The sequence below is a fragment of the Agrobacterium vitis genome (assembly GCF_013337045.2).
GTDB classification, from domain to species: Bacteria; Pseudomonadota; Alphaproteobacteria; order Rhizobiales; family Rhizobiaceae; genus Allorhizobium; species Allorhizobium vitis_B.
On the sequence record NZ_CP118259.1, the window covers coordinates 3,325,460 to 3,346,768 of the forward strand.

Annotated in this window: 19 protein-coding genes and 1 tRNA gene; 8 read left to right on the top strand and 12 right to left on the bottom strand. The window is 54.7% G+C overall.

Features of this window, described 5'->3' with window-relative positions:
- Positions 1-31: 31 nt before the first annotated feature.
- Genes rsfS through obgE form a run of 5 tightly spaced genes read right to left on the bottom strand, consistent with a single transcriptional unit; the run spans position 32 to position 4,714 of the window.
- Positions 32-496: a ribosome silencing factor gene (rsfS, locus tag G6L01_RS15785; protein WP_060718751.1), complete on the bottom strand. Its 465-nt coding sequence runs from the start codon at positions 494-496 to the stop codon at positions 32-34.
- 35 nt (positions 497-531) lie between these two features.
- Positions 532-1,188, bottom strand: coding sequence for a nicotinate-nucleotide adenylyltransferase (locus G6L01_RS15790; protein ID WP_070166307.1), 657 nt, complete (start codon positions 1,186-1,188; stop codon positions 532-534).
- On the bottom strand, positions 1,163-2,446 hold the full coding sequence (locus G6L01_RS15795; protein WP_070166306.1) for a glutamate-5-semialdehyde dehydrogenase: 1,284 nt from the start codon (positions 2,444-2,446) through the stop codon (positions 1,163-1,165). Before G6L01_RS15795 ends, G6L01_RS15790 begins: the two co-directional genes overlap by 26 nt.
- Positions 2,439-3,617: a glutamate 5-kinase gene (gene proB, locus G6L01_RS15800; RefSeq protein ID WP_070166305.1), complete on the bottom strand. Its 1,179-nt coding sequence runs from the start codon at positions 3,615-3,617 to the stop codon at positions 2,439-2,441. The genes G6L01_RS15795 and proB overlap by 8 nt, the downstream gene beginning before the upstream one ends.
- Complete coding sequence (gene obgE, locus G6L01_RS15805; protein WP_070166304.1) at positions 3,614-4,714, bottom strand: GTPase ObgE; 1,101 nt, start codon at positions 4,712-4,714, stop codon at positions 3,614-3,616. Before obgE ends, proB begins: the two co-directional genes overlap by 4 nt.
- Positions 4,715-4,801: 87 nt before the next feature.
- Between obgE and G6L01_RS15810 the strand changes: the two genes are divergently transcribed.
- Positions 4,802-5,662 carry an endonuclease/exonuclease/phosphatase family protein gene (locus G6L01_RS15810; protein WP_070166303.1) on the top strand — a complete coding sequence of 287 codons (861 nt, stop codon included), beginning with the start codon at positions 4,802-4,804 and terminating at the stop codon, positions 5,660-5,662.
- A gap of 36 nt (positions 5,663-5,698) precedes the next feature.
- Here G6L01_RS15810 and G6L01_RS15815 read toward each other — a convergent pair whose 3' ends face one another.
- The 4 genes from G6L01_RS15815 to rplU form a co-directional block, all read right to left on the bottom strand.
- Positions 5,699-6,286: a GNAT family N-acetyltransferase gene (locus G6L01_RS15815; RefSeq protein ID WP_070166302.1), complete on the bottom strand. Its 588-nt coding sequence runs from the start codon at positions 6,284-6,286 to the stop codon at positions 5,699-5,701.
- Positions 6,286-6,918 (bottom strand): GNAT family N-acetyltransferase, encoded by a 633-nt coding sequence (locus tag G6L01_RS15820; RefSeq protein WP_060718758.1) that lies wholly within the window; start codon positions 6,916-6,918, stop codon positions 6,286-6,288. The genes G6L01_RS15815 and G6L01_RS15820 overlap by 1 nt, the downstream gene beginning before the upstream one ends.
- 126 nt (positions 6,919-7,044) lie before the next feature.
- Positions 7,045-7,317, bottom strand: coding sequence for a 50S ribosomal protein L27 (gene rpmA, locus G6L01_RS15825; RefSeq protein ID WP_015917517.1), 273 nt, complete (start codon positions 7,315-7,317; stop codon positions 7,045-7,047).
- A 38-nt stretch (positions 7,318-7,355) separates the two neighbouring features.
- Positions 7,356-7,670 (bottom strand): 50S ribosomal protein L21, encoded by a 315-nt coding sequence (gene rplU, locus G6L01_RS15830; RefSeq protein WP_015917518.1) that lies wholly within the window; start codon positions 7,668-7,670, stop codon positions 7,356-7,358.
- A 430-nt stretch (positions 7,671-8,100) separates the two neighbouring features.
- On the opposite strand from rplU, the gene G6L01_RS15835 reads away from it, so the two are divergent.
- Positions 8,101-8,190: transfer RNA gene (locus tag G6L01_RS15835), tRNA-Ser, on the top strand.
- Positions 8,191-8,560: 370 nt separating this feature from the next.
- Here the strand turns inward: G6L01_RS15835 and G6L01_RS15840 are convergent.
- Complete coding sequence (locus G6L01_RS15840; RefSeq protein ID WP_139190185.1) at positions 8,561-9,019, bottom strand: hypothetical protein; 459 nt, start codon at positions 9,017-9,019, stop codon at positions 8,561-8,563.
- Between the two features lie 612 nt (positions 9,020-9,631).
- Between G6L01_RS15840 and G6L01_RS15845 the strand changes: the two genes are divergently transcribed.
- The 3 genes from G6L01_RS15845 to G6L01_RS15855 are packed head-to-tail and all read left to right on the top strand — an operon-like array spanning position 9,632 to position 13,073.
- Positions 9,632-11,311, top strand: coding sequence for a DUF6119 family protein (locus G6L01_RS15845; RefSeq protein WP_081344144.1), 1,680 nt, complete (start codon positions 9,632-9,634; stop codon positions 11,309-11,311).
- Complete coding sequence (locus tag G6L01_RS15850; RefSeq protein ID WP_070166300.1) at positions 11,304-12,020, top strand: HNH endonuclease; 717 nt, start codon at positions 11,304-11,306, stop codon at positions 12,018-12,020. The genes G6L01_RS15845 and G6L01_RS15850 overlap by 8 nt, the downstream gene beginning before the upstream one ends.
- 60 nt (positions 12,021-12,080) lie before the next feature.
- On the top strand, positions 12,081-13,073 hold the full coding sequence (locus G6L01_RS15855; protein WP_070166299.1) for a site-specific integrase: 993 nt from the start codon (positions 12,081-12,083) through the stop codon (positions 13,071-13,073).
- An 800-nt stretch (positions 13,074-13,873) separates the two neighbouring features.
- Here G6L01_RS15855 and G6L01_RS15860 read toward each other — a convergent pair.
- The gene (locus tag G6L01_RS15860; protein WP_070166298.1) at positions 13,874-14,968 is read right to left on the bottom strand and encodes a hypothetical protein; all 1,095 of its coding nucleotides are present in this window, start codon (positions 14,966-14,968) and stop codon (positions 13,874-13,876) included.
- A gap of 786 nt (positions 14,969-15,754) precedes the next feature.
- On the opposite strand from G6L01_RS15860, the gene G6L01_RS15865 reads away from it, so the two are divergent.
- Positions 15,755-16,288: a hypothetical protein gene (locus G6L01_RS15865; RefSeq protein ID WP_070166297.1), complete on the top strand. Its 534-nt coding sequence runs from the start codon at positions 15,755-15,757 to the stop codon at positions 16,286-16,288.
- Positions 16,289-16,395: 107 nt separating this feature from the next.
- Here the strand turns inward: G6L01_RS15865 and G6L01_RS15870 are convergent, their stop codons facing one another.
- Positions 16,396-16,656, bottom strand: coding sequence for a hypothetical protein (locus tag G6L01_RS15870; RefSeq protein ID WP_070166296.1), 261 nt, complete (start codon positions 16,654-16,656; stop codon positions 16,396-16,398).
- A gap of 203 nt (positions 16,657-16,859) precedes the next feature.
- Here G6L01_RS15870 and G6L01_RS15875 point away from each other — a divergent pair, with 203 nt between their 5' ends.
- Positions 16,860-17,438, top strand: coding sequence for a recombinase family protein (locus G6L01_RS15875; protein ID WP_070166295.1), 579 nt, complete (start codon positions 16,860-16,862; stop codon positions 17,436-17,438).
- 649 nt (positions 17,439-18,087) lie between these two features.
- The gene (locus G6L01_RS15880) at positions 18,088-21,231 is read left to right on the top strand and encodes an SIR2 family NAD-dependent protein deacylase (RefSeq protein WP_070166294.1); all 3,144 of its coding nucleotides are present in this window, start codon (positions 18,088-18,090) and stop codon (positions 21,229-21,231) included.
- Positions 21,232-21,309 lie beyond the last annotated feature (78 nt).

The following is a 21,309-nucleotide window of genomic DNA, read 5'->3' on the forward strand; positions in this document are numbered from 1 at the left end:
CCAGGCCAGCAAATATACGGCCAGCGAGAGGTTAGTGCAGTCGGCTTTCCTCGATATCCGGTGCGGCCCACATCTTTTCGATGTTATAGAACTCGCGGATTTCAGGGCGGAAGACATGCACGATAATGTCTCCGGCGTCGATCAGTACCCAATCGCCGGTCTCAAGACCTTCGACGCGCGGTGCGCCAAAGCCCTCGTCCTTCAGATCGGAAACGAGATGTTCGCAGATCGCCACGACGTGACGGGACGAGCGACCGGACACGACCACCATGTAGTCGCCCAGCGCCGATTTTCCGGCAATGTCGATAGAGACGATATCTTCTGCTTTCGAGTCCTCAAGGCTTGTGAGGACCAGCTCAAGCGCGCGGGCTGCGGCATCGACGCCACGTTCCGGGCTTTGCGGGATCGCGACAGTGGCGCGGCCCTTGGTGTGTACTGTTGTCAGAGTTTGTCCTTTCCGTCGGTAACAGCACGAAAACGACTCAGAGGCACCCATTGCCAATGAGCCAAGAATAAGGTGGCACTGAATAGTTAATCTTTCAAGACAGGCCCTGTGCGAAGCGCTGTAGAACTCAGCATCGAACGCGGTCCGTGAATGAAGGTCCAGGCGGGCGCCTGCCTGCGCCACAGCACACCGGCATCGCTTTCATCGACCCGGGCAAAATCGAAGCGCTGCGCCATTTTCGATGACAGATAAGACAGAGTCGCACCGGGCCTGTCGATAACAGCGATTGGAAAGGTCATGGCGATCTTCTGCCAATCCTGCCAATGGTGAAACGAGCGAAGATTATCCGCCCCCATGATCCAGATGAAATGCACATGCGGGTTCAACCGCTTCACATGGTCCAGCGTGCGGGCGGTGTAGCTCGTGCCCAGCTCTGCCTCAAACGCAGTGATCTTCAGCCGGGGGTCCTGCGCCAGGCCCTCGCAGAGCGACAGCCGCTCGGCCAAAGGCGCCAGCTGGCTGTGGTTTTTCAGCGGGTTTCCGGGCGTCACCATCCACCACAACTGATCCAGGCCCAACCGGCGAAGGGCAATCTCGGCCACCAGCACATGGCCTTGATGCGGCGGATTGAACGATCCGCCGAACAGGCCGACCACCATGCCGCGCTCGGTATGCGGCATGCGCAGATAGTGTGCAGCGACCCCGGGATGGCTCACGTCAGGGCCGGATCTGGCCGGTGCCATGCACCCGGTACTTGAACGAGGTCAATTGCTCAACGCCAACCGGCCCGCGCGCATGCATTTTGCCGGTGGCAATGCCGATTTCGCCGCCCATGCCAAATTCGCCACCATCGGCAAATTGCGTCGAGGCATTGTGCAGCAGGATAGCCGAATCCACTTCATTGAAGAACCGCTCGACCACAGCAGGATCTTCGGCAATGACCGCCTCGGTATGGTTGGAAGAATAGCGGGCGATATGGTCGATGGCCCCACCGATGCCATCGACAACGGCAACGGAAATGATCGCATCGAGATATTCGGTGCGCCAATCCTCCTCCACAGCAGGCTTCAGGCCGGGAAAGACTTTCAGCACCGTCGCCGAGGCACGGATCTCGCAACCCGCCTCGGTGAGGGCTTCGAGAAGCGGCATCAAATGGCTGCCGATGGCAGCGCTATCGACCAACAGGGTTTCCGCCGAGCCGCAAATTCCGGTCCGACGCATCTTGGCATTGACCACGATGCTTTTCGCCATCTCGAGATCAGCGGAGCCATCAACATAGACGTGGCAGAGACCTTCCAGATGGGCAAAGACCGGCACCCGCGCATCCGATTGCACCCGCGCCACCAGGCTCTTGCCGCCTCGCGGCACGATCACGTCAATCGTGCCGTTCAGCCCGGTCAGCATCGCGCCAACCGCAGCGCGATCCGTGACCGGCACCAGCTGGATGGCATGGTCCGGCAGACCGGCAGCCACAAGCCCGGCCACCAGGCAGGCATGAATGGCGCGCGAGGAATTGACCGAATCCGAGCCGCCGCGCAGGATCACGGCATTGCCGGATTTCAGGCAAAGCGCCCCCGCATCCGCTGTCACATTCGGACGGCTTTCATAAATCACCCCGATCACGCCAAGAGGGGTGCGGACCCGTTCGATCTTCAAACCATTAGGACGCTCCCAGGCCGCGATGACTTCCCCGACCGGGTCCTTCAACTCGGCCACCTCGCGCAGGCCCTTGGCCATCGCGGTGATCCGCTCTTCATTCAGCGTGAGCCGGTCGATGAAGGAAGCCGCCAGCCCTGCCGTTTGCGCAGCCTTGAGATCGATGGCATTGGCGGCGATGATCTGGCTTTTTCCAGCCAGGATCGCCTCACTCATCGCCATCAGCGCGGCATTTTTCTGGTCAGCCGAGGCAATGGCCAACGGTCGCGCAGCGGCCTTGGCCTTGGCGCCGATGTCTAGCATCAGCGCGTCGATACCATCCGCCTTGGCGACTGTGTCAAGCATGGGCCTCGTCCTTTTTCTTTGTACTCTTGCCGGTTTTCCTGCCGGTCTGTTCCGTCATCACCAGATCGTCGCGGTGGATCATCGCCGAGCGTCCGGCATAGCCGAGCAGCGCTTCGATCTCTGCCGATTTATGCCCGGCAATACGGCGCGCCTCATCGGCATCGTAACCCGCCAGGCCACGGGCAATTTCGCGCCCCTCAAGCCCAACAACCGAAATCGTGTCGCCACGATGAAATTGCCCTGATACCTCGCGCACGCCTGCGGGCAACAGGCTCTTGCCAGCCCGAAGGGCTGTTTCAGCGCCCGCATCGACGCTCAGAATACCAGCAGGCTGCAATTGTCCAGCAATCCAGGTCTTGCGGGCCGTCACTGGCATGGCAGACGGCGCAAACCAGGAATGGGCCGCCCCCTCATCAATGCCGCGCAGCGGATTGAGCAGCTTGCCCGACGTGATAATCATCGCACAGCCCGCACTCGTGGCAATCTTGCCCGCATCGATCTTGGTGCGCATGCCGCCACGCGAAAATTCCGAGGCCGCTCCGCCCGCCATCGCCTCGATTTCAGGGGTGATTTCGGCAATAACAGGCAGAAGTTTCGCGTCAGGATCGAGATGCGGCGGCGCGGTATAGAGCCCGTCGATATCGGAGAGCAGGATCAGCAGATCGGCACCGGTCATCGTCGCCACCCTGGCCGCCAGACGATCATTGTCGCCATAGCGGATTTCGGTGGTCGCCACCGTGTCGTTTTCGTTGATGATCGGCACCGCCCCTAGCTTCAACAGCTGATTGATGGTGGCGCGCGCATTGAGATAGCGGCGGCGCTCCTCCGTATCTCCCAGCGTCAGCAGGATCTGCCCGGCAACGATTGATGACCGCGACAGGCTTTCCGACCAATGCCGCGCCAGAGCAATTTGCCCCACGGCTGCCGCCGCCTGGCTTTCTTCCAGCTTCAAGGCACCGGCTGGCAGGTTCAGCACCGTGCGGCCAAGCGCGATGGCACCAGACGACACGACCAGCACCTCGACACCTTTGGCGCGCAGAGCAGCGATATCGTCACAGACGGCATCGAGCCAGGCATGTTTCAGGCCGGAACCCCGGTCCACCAACAGGGCCGAGCCGATTTTGATGACGATCCGCTTATAGTGCGAGAGAGAGGCAAGCGGTGCGCTCATTCCTCGCCCTCCTCACTCTCCTCTGGTCCATCTTCGTGTTGGGGCCGATCTTCCAGCTTGTGGCGATGTTTCTTTGGCCGCTGCGAAATCGTCTCGTCGTCATAGCTGCGATTTTCAACGATCACGTCGCGCAACGCCCGCAGAACTTCGAGCATTCCCTTGCCGGTAATGGCGGAAATCATCATGGGCTTCTTGCCGCAGGCCTTTTGCAGGGCCTTGAGCTTCTTTTTCAGCTCATCCTCGTCCAGCACGTCGATCTGCGACAGGGCGACGATCTCAGGCTTGTCTTCCAGACCACCATCATAGGCTTCCAGCTCATGAGCAACCGTGGTGTAGGCATTGGCGACATCCTCTTCCTGGGCAGACACCAGATGCAGCAGCACCCGCGTGCGCTCGACATGGCCGAGGAAGCGGTCGCCAATGCCAACCCCTTCGTGAGCCCCTTCGATCAGACCCGGAATATCGGCCAGGATGAACTCACGCTCATCCACGGTCGCCACACCCAGATTGGGATGCAGCGTGGTGAACGGATAATTGGCGATTTTCGGACGCGCCCGTGTCACCGCCGCCAGGAAGGTGGATTTTCCGGCATTGGGCAAGCCGACCAGACCGGCATCGGCAATCAGTTTCAGCCTCAGCCAGATGGTTTTTTCTTCGCCTTCCAGACCGGGATTGGCCCAATCGGGGGCCTGGTTGGTGGCCGATTTGAAATGCGCATTGCCAAAGCCGCCATTGCCGCCCGCCGCCAGCCGGAAGCGCTGACCTTCTGTGACCATATCGACAATCAGCGTTTCGGCATCTTCTTCGAAGATCTGGGTCCCGACAGGCACTTTCAGCGTCACATGCTCGCCATTGGCGCCGGTGCGGTTGCGCCCCATGCCATGGGTGCCGACTGTGGCCTTGAAATGCTGCTGAAAACGAAAATCGATCAGGGTGTTCAGACCATTGACGGCCTCCACCCAAACATCGCCACCGCGCCCGCCATCGCCACCATCCGGCCCGCCGAACTCGATGAACTTCTCGCGGCGGAACGAGACGGCACCTGCGCCGCCGTCACCTGATCGAATATAGACCTTTGCCTCGTCGAGAAATTTCATGTCGCTGCCATACTTCCTGTGTCAGGATACTCATATCATATATGCGGCCATCGTTATCGCCGCTTGACGCGGAGGTCAAAGAGTATCGTGCGTTTCGTCAGTTACAATATTCAATACGGGATCGGCCTGGACGGCAAATTCGACCCCATCAGGATTGCCAAAAACCTCGAGGGCGCCGATGTCATCGCCCTCCAGGAAGTCACCCGTGGCTATCCCGCCAATGGCGGGGCCGACCTGCCGGAAATTTTCGCCAACCATTTTCCCGAATATCATTGGGTCTATGGACCGGCCTGCGACCTGCACGCCTCCTCGGCGCTGATCAAGGGCCGCCGGGTCGACAAGCGCTTCCAGTTTGGCAATATGGTGCTGTCGCGCTGGCCGATCCTCGCCAACCGGATGCTGCTTTTGCCGCGCACCCGCACGTTCGAAAAGCTCAACAATCAACGCGCCGCGACCGAAGCAGTCATCGATGCGCCCGGCGGGGCGCTCCGGGTCTATTCCGTCCATCTCGACCATGTCGCACCGGACGAGCGCATCGCCCAGATCCAGTTCCTCAAGGACCGCGCCATCAACTTCATCCAGGAAGGCGGCGCGATGACCGGTGGACAGGAATTTGCCCTGCCGCAACCGCCGCTGCCGGAGGATTTCCTGCTGATGGGCGATTTCAACATGCAGCCGGAATCGCCTGAATATCGCGAGATGGTCGGAACCATCGATGCTTACTACGGTCGCACCGCCCGCGCCGACGCCCCCCTGGACGCACTGGCCCGGCTCGGCAAACTCAATGCCGAAAGTTACAGATGGGAAGAGGTCGGCAAGCCGGATATGCGCATGCATCTCGATTATTGCTTCCTGAGCGGTTCGCTGGCCCATCGCCTGAAAGCGGCAAGCGTCGATACCGATGCGGTCGGCTCAGACCATTTTCCGGTCTGGGTGGAATTGGATTGAGGTTGCGGCGGCCACGTCCGGCCGCCGCAACTGTCTTTAAAACGCTTTCGCTCTCTGAAACCCGTCTTGCGTCAGGCGGGTTTCGATATGCGGTGCCATGGCATTGCGCGACAGGCTGTAGAGATCGGCGCAGCGGGTCAGGGTGAAGCCCAGCTTGTCCTGGATCTTCAGCGATGCGGCATTATCGGCAAAGGCGCCGGAATGCAGCACCGCCTCCGGCATACGCCGGAAGAACCGTTCCACCGCAGCCCGGGCTGCCTCGCTCATCAGCCCCCGCCCCCAGTAGAAACGATTGAGCCAATAACCGAGATGCCAAAGCCCATGGCGCAGTTCCAGGCCGACCATGCCGATATGAACGTCATCGCCCGACGTAATAGCCAAGTGCCAATCCGGCATGACACCGGCGCTGGTGCGGTTCAGCCAGTCGCAAGCATCCTGCCGGTCGTAGGGCATCGGCACCCGGCTTAACATCCGCGTCACCTGCCAATCGTTCAGCGAGGCGGCAATGGCATCCGCATCGGAAAGCCGATGCGGACGCAGCACCAATCGTTGCGTTTCAATCACCGGGCAAGGCCCAAGCGAGGGAAGCCGCGTTTGCAGCCGGGGCTTTTCAAGCGCAGCCATCACCGCATCTCCCCCCAGCTCTTCAGTGACATCCAGGTCTTGCGATCCAGCCGGTACCATTCCACCGGCACCATGCCACGGGCAGCCAGATGGCCAACCATGCCGGAGCCCTGGAACTGGAAGCCGCATTTCTGGATGACCCGCCGTGCCGCCACATTGGTAACCCGGCAACGGGCATCGATGAAGGCGATATCGCGAGTGCGGAAGGCCATGTCGATCAAGGCATGGGCGGCTTCGGTGGCGTAGCCGTTGTTCCAATAGGGCTCACCCAGCCAATAGCCGATTTCCAGTGTCTCCAGGTCGGTATGCGGCTCAAGCGCGCAGCACCCGAGAAATTCGCCATTTTCGCCCTTCGTAATCGCATAGACGCATTTACCGATCTCGCCGAGATTGGAACGTCGCACAAAATCGGCGGCATCGGCTGCCGTGTAAGGATGTGGCATACGCGACACCATGGTCGCAACGGCGGCGTTATTGGCGAGATGGGTAAGGGCGTCAATGTCTTCTACATGCGGAGCGCGCATAACCAGCCGCTGCGATAAGAGGACGGGGCAACTTTGCCTTAACCGATCCGGCCTCAGCCGATCGTCGGGTGACCGGAATTGGTCATCCCTCAGTAATAAGCGTTCCATGGCTCAGTCTCCTTTGGAGGTAAGAAAAAAGGGAAGAGAGGTGGCGCCTCATCTTCCCTTTTTTCTGACTGAACCTGTACGCTCAGCCGGGTCGATGAGACGCCGGCTGTTGGTAAGCGACCGGCTTTATTCTGCGGCTTCCGCCGTTTTCGGCATGACGGACACGAATACGCGGCCGTTGGACTTCGTACGGTAGGTGACATTGCCGGTGGTGAGTGCAAAGATCGTATGGTCCTTGCCCATGCCGACGTTTGCGCCCGGATGCCACTGCGTGCCGCGCTGACGAACAATAATATTGCCTGGAATGACGACTTCGCCGCCGAACTTCTTCACGCCAAGGCGCTTGGACTCGGAATCGCGACCGTTGCGCGACGAACCGCCAGCTTTTTTATGTGCCATTGGAGTTCTCCTTTAAAACCTGGTTTCCCGTTGACCGATTACGCAGCGACGATGTCGGTGATGCGAACGACTGTGTGGTGCTGGCGATGGCCGCGCGACCGCTTGGAATTCTGGCGACGGCGCTTCTTGAACGCGATGACCTTCTTGCCACGGTTATGCTCGACAACTTCAGCCTTAACGGTTGCACCAGCAACAAAAGGCGCACCGATCGTCGCATCGGCACCAACGCCAACAACGAGAATTTCGGTGAATTCAACGATAGCACCAGCTTCGGCTTCCAGCTTTTCGATGGTCAGCACGTCGTTGGCGGCTACGCGGTACTGCTTACCGCCGGTCTTGATGACTGCGAACATATTTTATCCTTCCATGTTCGTTACCGGTTCTGACCGGCAGGTGCCGGACGACCGTCTTTTTGTCAGTCGGATAGCAGATCTTGAGATCTGCCGGTGGAAACCTCTCGGCAAAGCGAGAAGCGATTATAGACTTGAGAACCCACACAGAGGGATCACCCATATCTAAAGTCGCACGTCGCATACGTGAGAAGCCCCAAGCTGTCAAGGCGAAAGCCCCTAAACACAAAGAGAATTCCTGACGATAAACCATCCGCGCATCACATCACCCTCGCCCTTTGTCTTTCCTGCAACAGACAGGCGACAGGCCCGCGCTGCGATCCATCGAGGCGATCCAGTACACGACAGAGAATTATGCCTTTTTCGCTCTTGCCAGCCCCCTCAATCGCCGCTATGAGACAGCCCGCGCGACACAAGCGCCGACCAGACCCGCGGAGAGGTGGCTGAGTGGTCGAAAGCACCGCACTCGAAATGCGGCATACGGGCAACCGTATCGTGGGTTCGAATCCCACCCTCTCCGCCAAGCTGAACCTCTGGCCATAAGGGACCCAGAGCTAAAAGCTGATTTTTCTCGATCTTACGTTCTAGTTCCGGAAGCGGTCAGTGCCACATCTAAGGCACAGTTGATCAGGATGAAGCGCCTGATTCTCTATCAATTCGAATAGACGAGCCGCCCGCTAAAACAATCTGGCCAGCGACGACACGAGCACCATCGCCTACAATAGCGCCAGGTGCAACGATAGCTCCAGTAGCAATGTGAGCCGTAGAGGAAACATGAGCGCGTTTGGATACCTCACCACCCAGACTTCCGTCTGGATTGCGATGGCGCGTCCAATCCCCACTTGAATTCCAGTATGGTTTCATACCTAGGACCCTCTGCCTGATCAGGCTGACTAAAATGCCGACGTTATCACGCTTATCATACGCCGCGAAAACGATAACATTTCGCTAAAACACAAAATCACAACGAATGAGCCAAACAAAATAGGGAACCCGACTTCAAGAGCAATGCTTAGCCGGGCAGCAAAAAGATAAACCCGATGACTGCGGGTTCCCTGCTCCGCCTCGCCCATTCCCAACGAGCGACCGTCAGCAAAGATTGTAACAGGACCTGAGCGGTCTTTATTGATTTGCCGACTTATATCCTTTGTTGTTTCCACCGCTACACAAATCATTAGATAAAGCGCCAACGCAGCAAGGATACCAACGACAACAGCGCGATCCTCGAACTCTATGTTAACGTCAGACACTGTGACCGCTTTCAGCGGAATTACTTTTAGACATAATGCTATACCAGCGAAGGTTGTTACCCTTCCTGACAGATCATAAAAGCGATCTGAAAAGGTTACCATCCGAACCTTTTAATTTTACCGTTGACCCGATGTATTATCAGCACGCGTCCGCTAACAGAACCATCATCTCTTATCCTGTGACATTGGATTTTTAAGTTTCGACCACCAAAAAAACCACTCCAGGCTCGAGCAATAACAAGAATATTCTCTTGTTTACTGTGATGCTTCCATCTGAAAGTTTTTACTTCGCCGACAGGGAGGTAAACCTCATCTCCAAGAAGGTCTAGCGCCACTTTCAAGAGATTCTCGTCTCTTTCCTCACTGAAACCTCTGACAACGCCAGTGTCATTTCTCGAAGGACAAACTACTGGAGTGTGGATGTCGACCATAGGTCCCTATAGTTTTTGAATATACAAATTTAGCAAAGCTAAATTGATTTGTTCTTTTCTGCAACCCCGCGCGTTACACTTTCGGAATAATCCTTGGCTCCCCCTCGGGGCGTCCTACGCATCGAACGCGCAATCACAAATGATCACAGAGCCACTTTATCGGCTCAACCTCCTACGAAAATGACTTACTGTCGATAAAATTGGAATCTTGGATGTATTCGACCGGTAGTTGACTGGCCACCAGGAATTGACCAAACTCTCCCTCGGGTAGGGGAGATTTTGCATGGCGATAGAGCCGCGAACGGGAGCAGTGACGCTAAACGTGAGGCTTTTGAAGCCTGGTGTTCATATTGAAGATGCATTCAGAGACACCGCCGATCCCGATGAGGTTGCGACTGAAACTCCACAAGGAAGTCGCCTGTTCGTCGATACGTCGCGCAGTCGTCCTAGTTGGATGCCGCTCCTTGCGGATTTGACAACCCACGAGCCAGATTTTTGGACCCAATCATCGTCTGCAGCCCTCTCAGTCCCCGTTGAAGATCAGGAAGGAAATACGCGACTTTTTGTGTTGTGTTTCGGCGGTGGGCACTTCCTCATAGATCCAGCCAAGTTGGAGCGGAACTTCGGGCTGAAAGTTGTGCTCAACACGGTATCCAGAGGTAATCTTCGAAGCCTCGACAGCGCTACGCTCGACGCAACCGTGTTCCAACGACGGACGCAGGCTAGCCGAAATTCTGACTTGGCTGGCTTCGGGATAGATGTGCAGCGTGATTTATTGCGAGTTGCGGCTGGCACCCCCACCGACAAGTCCTTCGCGAAGTTTGTTGCTGGCCGAGATAGCTTGACGATCACATGCGCGGTCCAGCCTGGACAGATTAAGGCGAAGCTTAGCCGATGCCTCGAGGTGTTCGAGGACAACCAATATCGCCGGGATTATGAATGGATCGACAACGTTCAAATTGTTACTGACGCGGAAGATGCCCGACAACTTGACGAATTGCTCAGCCAGCAGATTGCTGCACTCAGAGCGGGCGAGCAAAGCGATTTGCACATGTGCCCGCCAGAGATCGTCGACTACATCGAGGGCCAGGATATTGCCTATTATGGTAGGGGTTTTTCTCGTGAGAAGAACTGGTATTCCGAGTTAGATATTGATGATTACGTAGCCGAATTGAATGCCATAAATTTTGCTGAACCATTTGATGCCATTAAAACCCACCATTTCGTTCACATGCACGAAGATGAAGAGACAAGAGCAAAACGGAAATGGAAGGTTTATGACTGCTTCGTTTTCGAGTGCGAGCTCAATCAGCAGACATATGTTATCTTTGGCGGCACCTGGTATCGTATCAGCCACGCTTACAAAGCTCGAATTGAGAACTTTGTCCAATCTCTAATCAAGCCATCCTTCATTGCTCAGAGCACGGCAAGGAATGAGCAAGAACTTATAGCAGAGCTGAATCAACGGCCAGACTTGTTAATGATGGACCGGACGAAAGTGAATCCTCGCGGCGTTAACAACGGCAATATCGAGGTATGCGATTTCTTCTCAAGGCAGCGCCAGTTTATACATTTGAAAGACGGCCATTCATCCTCCTCGATAAGCCATCTCTGGATGCAGGCGGTTACAAGCTGTGACTCCTTGATGTCAGACGCGACGTTTCGTAACGGCGTTAGGCGGCAAGCACGTCGGCGTCAGGGCGAGATGCCTGTTAAAGCAGGCTTTGAGCAGCTTTTGCCCGCTGGGCGGCAAGGTCGTGTCGATACCGCGTCGTATACGGTCGTCTACGGTATTCTGCGGCGAAGGAATCGCAGGTCGAACATAATGGACTTGCCATTCTTCAGTAAAGTCAGTCTGCAAGCGCCAGCGTCGCTGCTGGCAAAATACGGCTATGGTGTAGAGATGCATCTTATCGAAAAAATAGATCCCGTCGTTCCGGGCGCTGGTGAAGCGAATGGCTAGAACTCAAGGACATGGAAATCCAAATTGGACACGCGACGAGACGATTCTCGCTCTGAATTTATTCCAGAAACTCAACGGCGATGTCCCCTCGCCGAAGTCCATGGAGATAAAAGAGCTGTCCGATCTTCTCCGATCGCTTCCTTATCACGCTGAGGCAGCCAAGCAGCCGACATTCCGAAATCCTGACGGCGTCGGCTTCAAGCTAAGTAACATTCGCCAGGTCGCAACTGGCAAGGGCCTGGGCAACGTTTCCAATATGGACCGCTTGATCTGGAAGGAATACGGCGATCGGATAGATGAAGTGCACCAGATCGCTGCAGCGATAAAATCTGGGATTCTGATCGCAGGCTCAGAACCATTACCGGATGTCGAGCAGGAGCTTCCAGAAGGGCGACTTCTCACAGCGCTACATGTTCGTCGAGAGCGAAATCCGAAAGTCAGAAAGCTCCTACTAGATGACCGACGTCCGACTGGTCTGCGATGCGAGATATGTGATTTATCTCGGCCCGATCTCGACGTATCCATGCAGGAAGCAATGTTCGAAGCCCATCATTTGATTCCATTGGCTGACGCGGGAGAACGAAAGACACGGCTCGCCGATCTCGCGCTCCTTTGTGCTTGCTGCCATCGACTAATTCACCGGGCAATGGTGATGCGATCAGGGTGGGTCAGCGTGGCTGATGTTCGCGCGATCATCGTGCCGGGATAAACCTTGGCACCCCTCCAGGGGCGTCCTACGCAAGATCTTCAACATCTATTGGAGATCACCATGGCAACCATCCGGAAACTCAGAGGGCGCTGGCAAGCTCAGGTGCGTCGGCGCGGCATGAAGCCCCGCTGCAAAAGCTTCGACACCAAGTCCGAAGCTGAAAAGTGGGCGCGAGAGCTTGAGGCTCAGGTTGATCGCTTCGGTGCCGCACCCGACACCCGTATTCTTGAAAGCACGACGCTGGGCGAGCTTCTGGAGCGCTACCAGCGCGAAATCTCGCCAACGAAGCGGGGATCAGTCCAAGAGATCCAGCGGATCGATGTGCTGCGGCGTCACGAGCTTTCTTACCGGACTATGATTGGCCTCAGCCAACAAGATATTGCCGCGTTCCGCGATGAGCGCCTTCGAAGCGTAGCACCATCTACAACGGTGCGGGAGCTGGCAATCTTGAGCCACGTCCTCGAAGTTGCAATTCGTGACTGGGGTCTACCGCTGGCAAAGAACGTGGTGAAGCTGGTGCGCCGTCCCGTCATCCGCAATGAGCGCAGCAGACGGCTGACGGGCACCGAGGAGCAACGGCTTCTGGACGGTTGCGATGGTGGACAGCTTCCTTACTTCAAGACGCTGTTGATTGTCGCCCTGGAGACAGGGATGCGTCGTGGCGAGATTCTTGGGCTGCAATGGAGCGATATCTCGCACAATCGCCGGGTGATTTCGCTGGCTCTGACGAAAAACGGCTCCAGTCGTGAGGTGCCACTATCACAGCGTGCTTTCGACGCACTGACAGATTGGAAGTCTCGCGCCGATGTGGAGCAGGCTGTGGTATTTCCTATGACGGCCGGAGCCTTGGAGCAGGCCTGGCGCAGGCTGCTGATCCGGACTGGCATCACCGGACTGCGATTTCACGATTTGCGTCACGAAGGCGTCAGCCGTCTGTTTGAGAGAGGGTTGAACGTGATTGAAGTTTCAACTATTAGTGGTCACAGAGAACTACGTATGTTGCGACGATACTCGCATCTCAACGCCGAGGATCTGGTAGCTCGGCTTGGCTAGAAAAATCAACGCCGGGCCCCTGACAGAACCCTGCCCAGCCTTTACAGTGCCTTGCCTATGCGCAAGTTTTGTCAAGTTTGAGAGAAAAATCAACGCAAAATACATACTTTAGATTGCACAAAACCTTGCATCCAAAACCGAAATCGTTGCGGAAATGAGCTCAAACTTGCGTTTTCTTTCCCTTAAGTTTACAAAACTGCCTCGAAAAGGCTTTTTTGTCTTATTTATAAAGGCTGCTGAACTCGTTTTGGTTGTGATTGCCCGCTTTCTCAGTGCTGCACCGCCAGAGTTGAGCGTAAAGAATGCACTCAGCAGCCCATATCATTGACGAAGGCCACCGTCATAGAGCCGGAAAGCCTTGATCCCCAGTGGAGAAAACATATCCGGATAGAACTCGTTTGGATTTCCGGTTGATCTATTTACACATCGCGCCAGTGCTCAGCAGTCGAGCATAAGTGACCTTGATATCGGTTGATGACTGATCAAGCTGGATCGTTTGGCGTGAATGCATGATAGGAAAACTGACAGCACCACCGTTTTGTTCTCCGACATCCGGTGCCGCCCGACCTCCTCATCCAGATCCAACCTCATGCCATGCGCACACAGAAGTTCAGTGTGCTGGAAGTCGAAGTCCTAGGAAAAAGCAAGCTGCGTGATGGGGATGCTTTCAGTGCCCCCGACTAGTGTGCATCCTATCCTCCCGTGCCCAGGGACTATAGAGCGTTGGCCGTAGCGTGAGGCCCGCCGAGGAACGTCGGCGAGCGGTCTTTCCACTACGGCTATTAAGCCAGCCAGCTTTCTCAGAACGATCCAAACTTAACCGAAACAGTTCCGGCTTCCGAGTCTGCCGCTTCGGTCGTCGCCGTCTTTTCGGCAACCGGGGCATTGGTCGAGTGGATCGATGCAGGCTCCATGCCTTCGATGGCCCTCAAAATCCTTTCTGAACCGGCGATAGCCACGGAGAGTTCGGACCGGAACTCTTCGAACTTGTCGCGACCAAGGGAAATAAGCAACCAGTTCGCGACACGCTTGGCATCATGCTCCTTGCGCACGTTTTCAGCCTGCAATTCGCAACGCCGCCTCTGCTCTTCTTCCTCGCGCTTCTGCTTCGCGTTTTCGTTAGCCCTGAGCTTTGCCTCCTCCGCGGCGTCCCACTTCTTCCGCTCCATCAGGACTTCGTCATCGGGCTTCCCGGCTTCAGCAAGTTCCTTTGCACGCAACTGCCATGCATCGTCTTCCTCCCGCTTCCGGCGGTCTGCTTCCATCTGCTCACGTTCTGCCTGCTTACGCGTCCGCTCCTCGTTCGCCGCGAGGTTGCGCGCTACCGCGATACGGCGCTCTACCTCATCTTTCAACAGAGTTGCTCCGGACTCAATTTCGGCGACAACCTTATTACGAACAGCTACCGGAGTAGTCTTCGCGGCAAGCTTATAGACGGTGCCGGGCGGCAAGACTTCAACTACCTTCGGCGCACTGCCGAACTGCAGGGCTGCGTTGATGTAGTTCCACGCCGTAGCCTTCGACATATCGAACTCAACCTTCAGCCACCTGTCGAACTGGCCGGAAATGCTATTCTTAATTGCGATAAGATCATTGCCCGTTTCGATGATCCCGATACGTGCGATCCTATCGCGTTCCTTGATCCTAGCCGCGACGGCCTGAAGCTTTTCAGCCTGGGTCTTATCCATCGGCCTATAGAATGCCTCGAGTTCAGTCGGCGGCGTCGTCAAGACGGCAGGTCCCACAGGCAGGGGAGATATATGAGTAGAAGATGCAGCGGATGCCGGAGCAAGGGGAGCGGATGAAGTCGTGCCGCTAAGATCGAGGTCAGCTAAAGCCTCATCGAGAGCGGCGAGATCTGCCGCCGAAGGCTTGCGGAATGAAGATGCTGCCATGTTTGTCTCCTTGACGTGTCTAACGGTTGGACAGGGACAAGGCGGTGATCGGAGCATTGTCCCCGCGATTCAGGGGACTTCCTATTAGTCACATATTTCGTTGGTTTTCCATAGGTGAATGAAGGAATAAAAACCCAAATAAGATAGGCGTTTATTCCTTTTGTGCTTTTTTTCGAGACGTCGACGATTCCGGGAGGCTAGGTTCTGGCTCGAGCACAATGACACCTCCACCAAATCGAGTATCTGTCGCCGTTGGCATTTCAGCTCTTCGTGAAAAACAATATAGAAGCTCACAGGCGAGCGCCAGCAGGGCGACGTCGCAATGATGCACTTTACTCGACGAAGCGCGCCAGCGCGAATCCTCGAGTCAATGAGGAATGCCTGCGTGCGCCTCGTCTGTATTCGTGCACCCCGATCAGTTCTGCAATTGACGCGGCGGCCAAACGGAGCGCTCGTATCTCCAGCACGTTCGATGCGACAGCACCAAGCTCGCCTCCAAGCGAAAGGCCTCGAGTTTACTCCGATGTAGATCTTATCCACCGGAAGCCTTTGTCCCTCCCGGAAGCATCAGAAGATGACAAGCGCCGGGAGCGTGAACTTTTGACCGGAGTATATAAGACTCTAATTATATATAAGTTATTATGTATAATAAGAGGTAGATAAATACGGCCAAAAGTTCACGCTCCGGGCGTCTAAACGCTCCATCTCCCGCTCACAACTTGAAGCGGTTGCTCCGGTCATCCGCTATAAGTCTCCGTGAAGACAAACAGCAGAGGAGCCTCCGGCATGGAAAATCCAAGTGATGATGATACGTATGTGCTCGAGCGTGCGGCGATTAAGCTCACTGCCTATGACCGTCGGTTGAAAGAGCTTCGTGACTTGCAGGAGAAGCGTAGCGCGCTTTTGACTCATCCGGATAGCCAGCGTCGAATCGCGCAACTGGATCTCTTGATTGAGCATGCACAGAAGCGATTTGACACGGAAAGCAAGCGGAGCACCGACGACGCGTGGCGTCGCCGTCGTGACATTGATGACTGGCGCTCGCGAGACGGCAGGGAACTGCGCAATGCCAGCCGACGCAAGGTTCGTAGCACGCCGAATGAAGACTTGTCGCATCTAACGCCCGAAGAGAAAGTGCAGCGCAAGCGTGGCCAGCGAGCCGACGCAAATTTCATCAAGCGTAAGGAGCAAGAAGGTATGCCCCAGGCCGATATTCAGGCCGCGCTTTTACTGCGTCAGCAGGAGCGGGCCGTTAAGCGAATGGCGTCAAAGGAAATGGACCATGACCCGGCAACAAATCCGGCTTACGGAATGTTCTGAACTTGAGACGGCCCGATTGCAAGTCGTCGACATGCTGCTGACTACTTTCGTAGCGAGCCGATCCCGAGAGTGCAACTGAACATGAGCTTGACCACAGCTCCACAACATCAACCGAGCCAGGGACGCTCCGGGTCTTTCGGATTGGCTGCGAACTCGCTGTTTCCTTGTGGCCTTTGCGATCGACCACGGTCAGCCTGCGATGACTTCGTAGCGGGCGATAGCGCTGCAATTACAATCAAGGCGATGAAGCTGAAGAAGAAGCCCAAGGCAAACCAGCCAAGCGGGTCGCGGTTCTTGTTGGTTGCTAAAATTGCACAAGCGCCACCGAACACGCAGCCGGATACGAAAATGATCAAAGAAAAGTCCATACGCTCCTCGCTGAACGTCGAGCCGATACATGACCGACAGAGCGAAAGGGAACCTTTGTCCGATAGACGTTGCGTATAAACGCAGACCGGATCGCCTCCAGTGATTTCAGTGACTTCCGGATTTGCTCCATTTTAACCCCGACAGAGCGAAATCGTTCCATTATGTCAATGGCTTGGTTGCGTTATGGAAGGTTCATCTTATCATGAAACTAATCGGATACGCTCGCGTCTCGACGGTCGAGCAGAACCTCGATTTGCAGGTTTCAGCACTGCAGATAGCAGGGTGCTCAGAAATTTTCACCGATCAGGGGCTTTCCGGTGCAGACTTTCAACGACCGGGCCTGAGGAAAGCACTGCGAAATTTAAAAGATGCTGATATGCTTGTCGTCTGGAGGCTTGATCGGCTCGGACGCTCCTTGATAGATCTCATCGAGACTGTAGATCGGCTTGCAAAGCGGGGTTGCGAGTTTCGATCACTGACCGAAAATATTGATACCTCATCATCGGGCGGGCGGTTGGTTTTTCATATGATGGCAGCGATGGCCGAATTTGAGAGGGCAATCATTAGCGAGCGCACCAAAGCTGGAATGGAAGCTGCCAGAGCTCGAGGTTCTCGCTTAGGACGCCGCCCTTCCATGACCGACGCTCAGACATGTGCTGCTCGGCATGCCATCGAAATAGATCAACGGCCAATTTCTGAGGTGGCCGCAAAATACAACATTCATCCCAAAACGTTGGCTCGTATTCTGCGGACGTCCGGAATGTCTTACACAAGCAGCTAAATAGACAGGGATACTCGCTGCCGAGTTTGGCATATAGAGAGCTGCGAAGCAGCGTCTAGAAGCACAAAGCCAGCCTACAACCTTCCTTGTGTCGAAAGCGTGCGTTGCTAGTTACGCAGCCATCCACCCTACGCCTCCGTGCAGATTAAACGGTAACGTCGAGTGGAGAGACACGCGCCACGACAGAAATCTTGGGTCGGGGGCCGATTCTCCTGATCATCGCTGCTAGGACGGGAATGTTCGTCACATTCTGGTGCCACTAACTTACCAAACCGGTAACCGGAATTCACCGGACTCTAGCCCCGCATCCCAAATCCTGGTGTATGCTCTCCGTAGACTTTTGGTCATTGCTGAGCATTGTTAGGTCATATGCAATCTGCAAAAAGGCATGAGTGGTAATCGTGGTTTGATCGTCAAAGATGTGAACGCAACGGGGTCCTCGCCCTTTAGAAGGCCCTCATGTTTCGTGGCCTGAGATTTGTAGTTCTGCGCCCCCGGTGTAATTGTTCAGCGCCTAACGTCCCTACAAGGCAGCTGTTGTCCTCATGGCTATGCGTTCAACGGAAATTTGAAATAAACCTTCCTTTGAAGCTTGCATGGGTGACCTACTCAGGATTAAGTGAGTAAAAAGTAATAAAGTGGGGGCTTTATGGACAACTTAACTTCAGCAGAAATTCAATTGCCTACCCCGCTCATTGAAGCGGTGCGCAACCGCCGCGCCATACCATTTCTTGGCGCAGGTTCGTCGAAGGAGGCTCGAAACAGTGCCGATGCAACTCCCCCTGATGCCGACCAGCTTCGTGATATTTTGGCAGAGCGGTTTTTCGGGAAAGCAATGAAAAATCGCGACGTCATGGCGGTTGCAGAGATGGCAATTCAAACCGTGGGTGGACAGTCTCAGGTTTTCGAACAGGTAAGGCAGGCACTGGATAGCTTTGAGCCGGGCAAAGCTCATGATTTGATGACCGAATTTAGTTGGAGGATGATTGCGACCACGAATTATGATCTGATCGTCGAGAGGGCTTACGGTAGGGCAGCTAATTCTCGGCAAAAACTTGTCCGATTCGTTAAGGACGATGAACCAGTCGAGGAAAAGCTTCAATCTGTCGTAAATGGGGTTCTATATGCAAAACTCCATGGCTGCCTCGATCATATTCACGACACAGATATACCACTTGTTTTGTCGCGGGAACAATTCGCCGCATATAGCAAAAATAGAGCAAGATTGTTTGGACGCCTTCGAGACAAAGCGCGTGAATCAACGCTTATATTTGTTGGATATAGGCTAGATGACGCCCATATTCGCTCGCTAATATATGATCTTTCGTCCGATAAGCGCCCGCGCTGGTATATTGTTACGCCCGACGCGGAGGATTACGATATTGATTTTTGGGCCTCGCAAAACGTAGGCGTAATCAAAAGCCGTTTCGGTGATTTCATGGCCGCATTAGACAGGGCAATTCCGCCATTACAGCGCGCCTTGTCACCAACAAACGATGTGGCGGACCTTCCCATAAGGAAGTTCTACACAAGTCCGTCCAGAGAGTCGGCTGGTTTGCTCGCGGCATTGGAGAAAGATATCACCTTCTTGCACGCAGGTATCGCCGTGCAGGTTCAAGATCCTAAGAAATTCTATGAGGGATATGATACCGGATGGGCCGCTATCACCCGTCGTCTGGACGTTAGGCGCAAGGTAGAGGACGATCTACTTTATAAGGCCGTCCTTGAGAACGAGAAGCCTTCCGGCCCAGTGTTGCTTATGTTGCGCGGGGCAGCCGGAGCCGGCAAGACGATCGCACTAAAACGTTCGGCTTACGAGGCAGCGACAGCTTCAAACGTCCTAGTGCTTTGGCACGAAGAAGATGGTGCCCTCCATCCCGAAGTATTTGTAGAGCTATATGAGCTCTCGAAGGCACCTATTTACCTTTTTGTTGATCAGGTGGCATTGAACGTAGACAAGGTCCATCACCTGCTAAAGGTGATGGCATCGCGATCTGTGCCACTCTTAATTGTTGGTGCTGAACGGGACTCTGACTGGAACACTTATTGTTCGTCGCTGGAGTCTGATTTCAGTCCACAGTTCATTCGAGTAGGAAATTTGTCTCGCGCTGAAGTGGAAGGACTTCTCGATCTTCTTGAACGCCACAGTTGTTTGGGGGCCCTGGCAAGGTTAGGAAGGCACGAGCAAATTGAGGCATTCATGGAGAAGGAGCGTGCAGACAGGCAACTTCTCGTCGCGCTACACGAATTGACACAAGGAAAGCCGTTTGAAGAAATAATCTTAAATGAACATCAACGGATTCACCCTCCACAAGCACGTCAACTTTATCTCGACATTGCAACCATGCACCAATTCGCGGTCAAAGTTCGAGCTGGCACAATATCCCGGATATCCGGCATTGAATTCGACGACTACGAAAGGCACTTTTTCTCCCCTCTACAAGATATCGTTAAAGTTGTGGAAGGCAGCTACACGCAAGATCACTATTATCAAACTAGACACGCGCGAGTAGCTGCAATTGTTTTTCGGCAAGTTTGCCCAGACGATTCTACTAAGTCAGCGCAGTTCAATCGACTAATCAATGGACTCGATGTCGGTTATGAGACTGACAGACATGCCCTTATTGAAATAACAAGAGGGCGCCATCTTTCTGAAACTTTCGTGGGCGTCTCCGAGGCCAGAAAAATCTATCAGGCCGCCGTTGATGCAGCCCCAACGCTTGCATTCCTATATCACCAATGGGCTGTTTTTGAGCTCAATCATAAGCACGGTTCACTCAATGAAGCCGAGCGGCTTTCGGCGATTGCGAGAGAAATGGACCCAAAGAGCAAGTCGATCATACATACACAAGCTGAAACCGATCGAAAACGGGCCTGCCACGAGTCATCTCCAATACTAAAAGATTCCCTCCGCAAGCGTGCGCGTGTTCGCCTCAATGAAATGCCAATCCACGATAGGTTCGCGGCCTCCAGCAGGTGCAAACTGCTCGTTGATGAATTGGAGGAGCTAAATGCAGCTTTAGGGGATGACCCAAAGCAGCATGAAGCCTTATTTTTCGCTGAAAAGGTCAAAGACACTGAAACTGCGCTTTTGCGTGCTCAACAAGCGTTTCCCGATGACGCAGACATGATTCAAATCGAGGCACGCTTCAGGGAGGAAATTGACCAGGAAGATCGCGCGTTACGTGCGCTCGAACGCGCGTGGTTGGCTGGCACAAGAGGTTCTGGCACCGCTATACGAATTGCAAAAATGTATGATACCCGGAACCGGCCCGGTGATGCCATTAAGGTGTTAAAGGAGGCTCTAGCACGTAATCCTGATGAGAAGACGGCGCACAATGCCTTAGCCTTTCACTACCTTGCCCAAGAACCATATGACGGTGCCCTAGTTGAGAGCCATCTGAGGCTAAGTTTCTCACTGGCAGACCAAAACTTTGAAAATCGATATAATTTGGCTCAATTTCTTTTCATGGAAAATAAAGTCTCCGATGCTGTCACACTTTTTGCAACAATAGACCAAATGGCCCCGGACGGGTTTCGTCGACATGCGCCTGCCACAGACAATGCGATTACTGCCATGTTAGGCAGATATATGGGTGTAGTAGAAGAAGTTAGAGATCGCTTTATTCTCATTCGCACCCCGAATTACCCGAAGAAAATATTCAGCCATCGGCTAGCGTCTGATCCCGACGTGTTTGACGAGCTGAGTGTCGGAAGCCAAATCAACTTTCGACTGCGTTTTAATAGAGAAGGTCCGGTTGCTGTTGAAATAAAGACGGGACGGTTGCGATAGCAATAAAAGCTCGTGATGCATGGCTCACGAGCTTTTGATTACGCCAACAGCAATTGGTAGGCGCTACGTTTACGGCTC

Bases quoted from the DNA above. Each gene is read 5' to 3' on its own strand.
- G6L01_RS15845 (WP_081344144.1), top strand. From the start codon at position 9,632: ATGGCGATAGAGCCGCGAACGGGAGCAGTGACGCTAAACGTGAGGCTT.
- rsfS (WP_060718751.1), bottom strand. From the start codon at position 496: ATGGGTGCCTCTGAGTCGTTTTCGTGCTGTTACCGACGGAAAGGACAA.
- G6L01_RS15850 (WP_070166300.1), top strand. From the start codon at position 11,304: ATGGCTAGAACTCAAGGACATGGAAATCCAAATTGGACACGCGACGAG.
- G6L01_RS15860 (WP_070166298.1), bottom strand. From the start codon at position 14,968: ATGGCAGCATCTTCATTCCGCAAGCCTTCGGCGGCAGATCTCGCCGCT.
- G6L01_RS15870 (WP_070166296.1), bottom strand. From the start codon at position 16,656: ATGGACTTTTCTTTGATCATTTTCGTATCCGGCTGCGTGTTCGGTGGC.
- G6L01_RS15790 (WP_070166307.1), bottom strand. From the start codon at position 1,188: ATGGCACCGGCCAGATCCGGCCCTGACGTGAGCCATCCCGGGGTCGCT.
- rplU (WP_015917518.1), bottom strand. From the start codon at position 7,670: ATGTTCGCAGTCATCAAGACCGGCGGTAAGCAGTACCGCGTAGCCGCC.
- G6L01_RS15840 (WP_139190185.1), bottom strand. From the start codon at position 9,019: ATGGTAACCTTTTCAGATCGCTTTTATGATCTGTCAGGAAGGGTAACA.
- obgE (WP_070166304.1), bottom strand. From the start codon at position 4,714: ATGAAATTTCTCGACGAGGCAAAGGTCTATATTCGATCAGGTGACGGC.
- G6L01_RS15875 (WP_070166295.1), top strand. From the start codon at position 16,860: ATGAAACTAATCGGATACGCTCGCGTCTCGACGGTCGAGCAGAACCTC.
- G6L01_RS15865 (WP_070166297.1), top strand. From the start codon at position 15,755: ATGGAAAATCCAAGTGATGATGATACGTATGTGCTCGAGCGTGCGGCG.
- G6L01_RS15855 (WP_070166299.1), top strand. From the start codon at position 12,081: ATGGCAACCATCCGGAAACTCAGAGGGCGCTGGCAAGCTCAGGTGCGT.
- G6L01_RS15820 (WP_060718758.1), bottom strand. From the start codon at position 6,918: ATGGAACGCTTATTACTGAGGGATGACCAATTCCGGTCACCCGACGAT.
- rpmA (WP_015917517.1), bottom strand. From the start codon at position 7,317: ATGGCACATAAAAAAGCTGGCGGTTCGTCGCGCAACGGTCGCGATTCC.
- G6L01_RS15795 (WP_070166306.1), bottom strand. From the start codon at position 2,446: ATGCTTGACACAGTCGCCAAGGCGGATGGTATCGACGCGCTGATGCTA.
- G6L01_RS15815 (WP_070166302.1), bottom strand. From the start codon at position 6,286: ATGGCTGCGCTTGAAAAGCCCCGGCTGCAAACGCGGCTTCCCTCGCTT.
- proB (WP_070166305.1), bottom strand. From the start codon at position 3,617: ATGAGCGCACCGCTTGCCTCTCTCTCGCACTATAAGCGGATCGTCATC.
- G6L01_RS15880 (WP_070166294.1), top strand. From the start codon at position 18,088: ATGGACAACTTAACTTCAGCAGAAATTCAATTGCCTACCCCGCTCATT.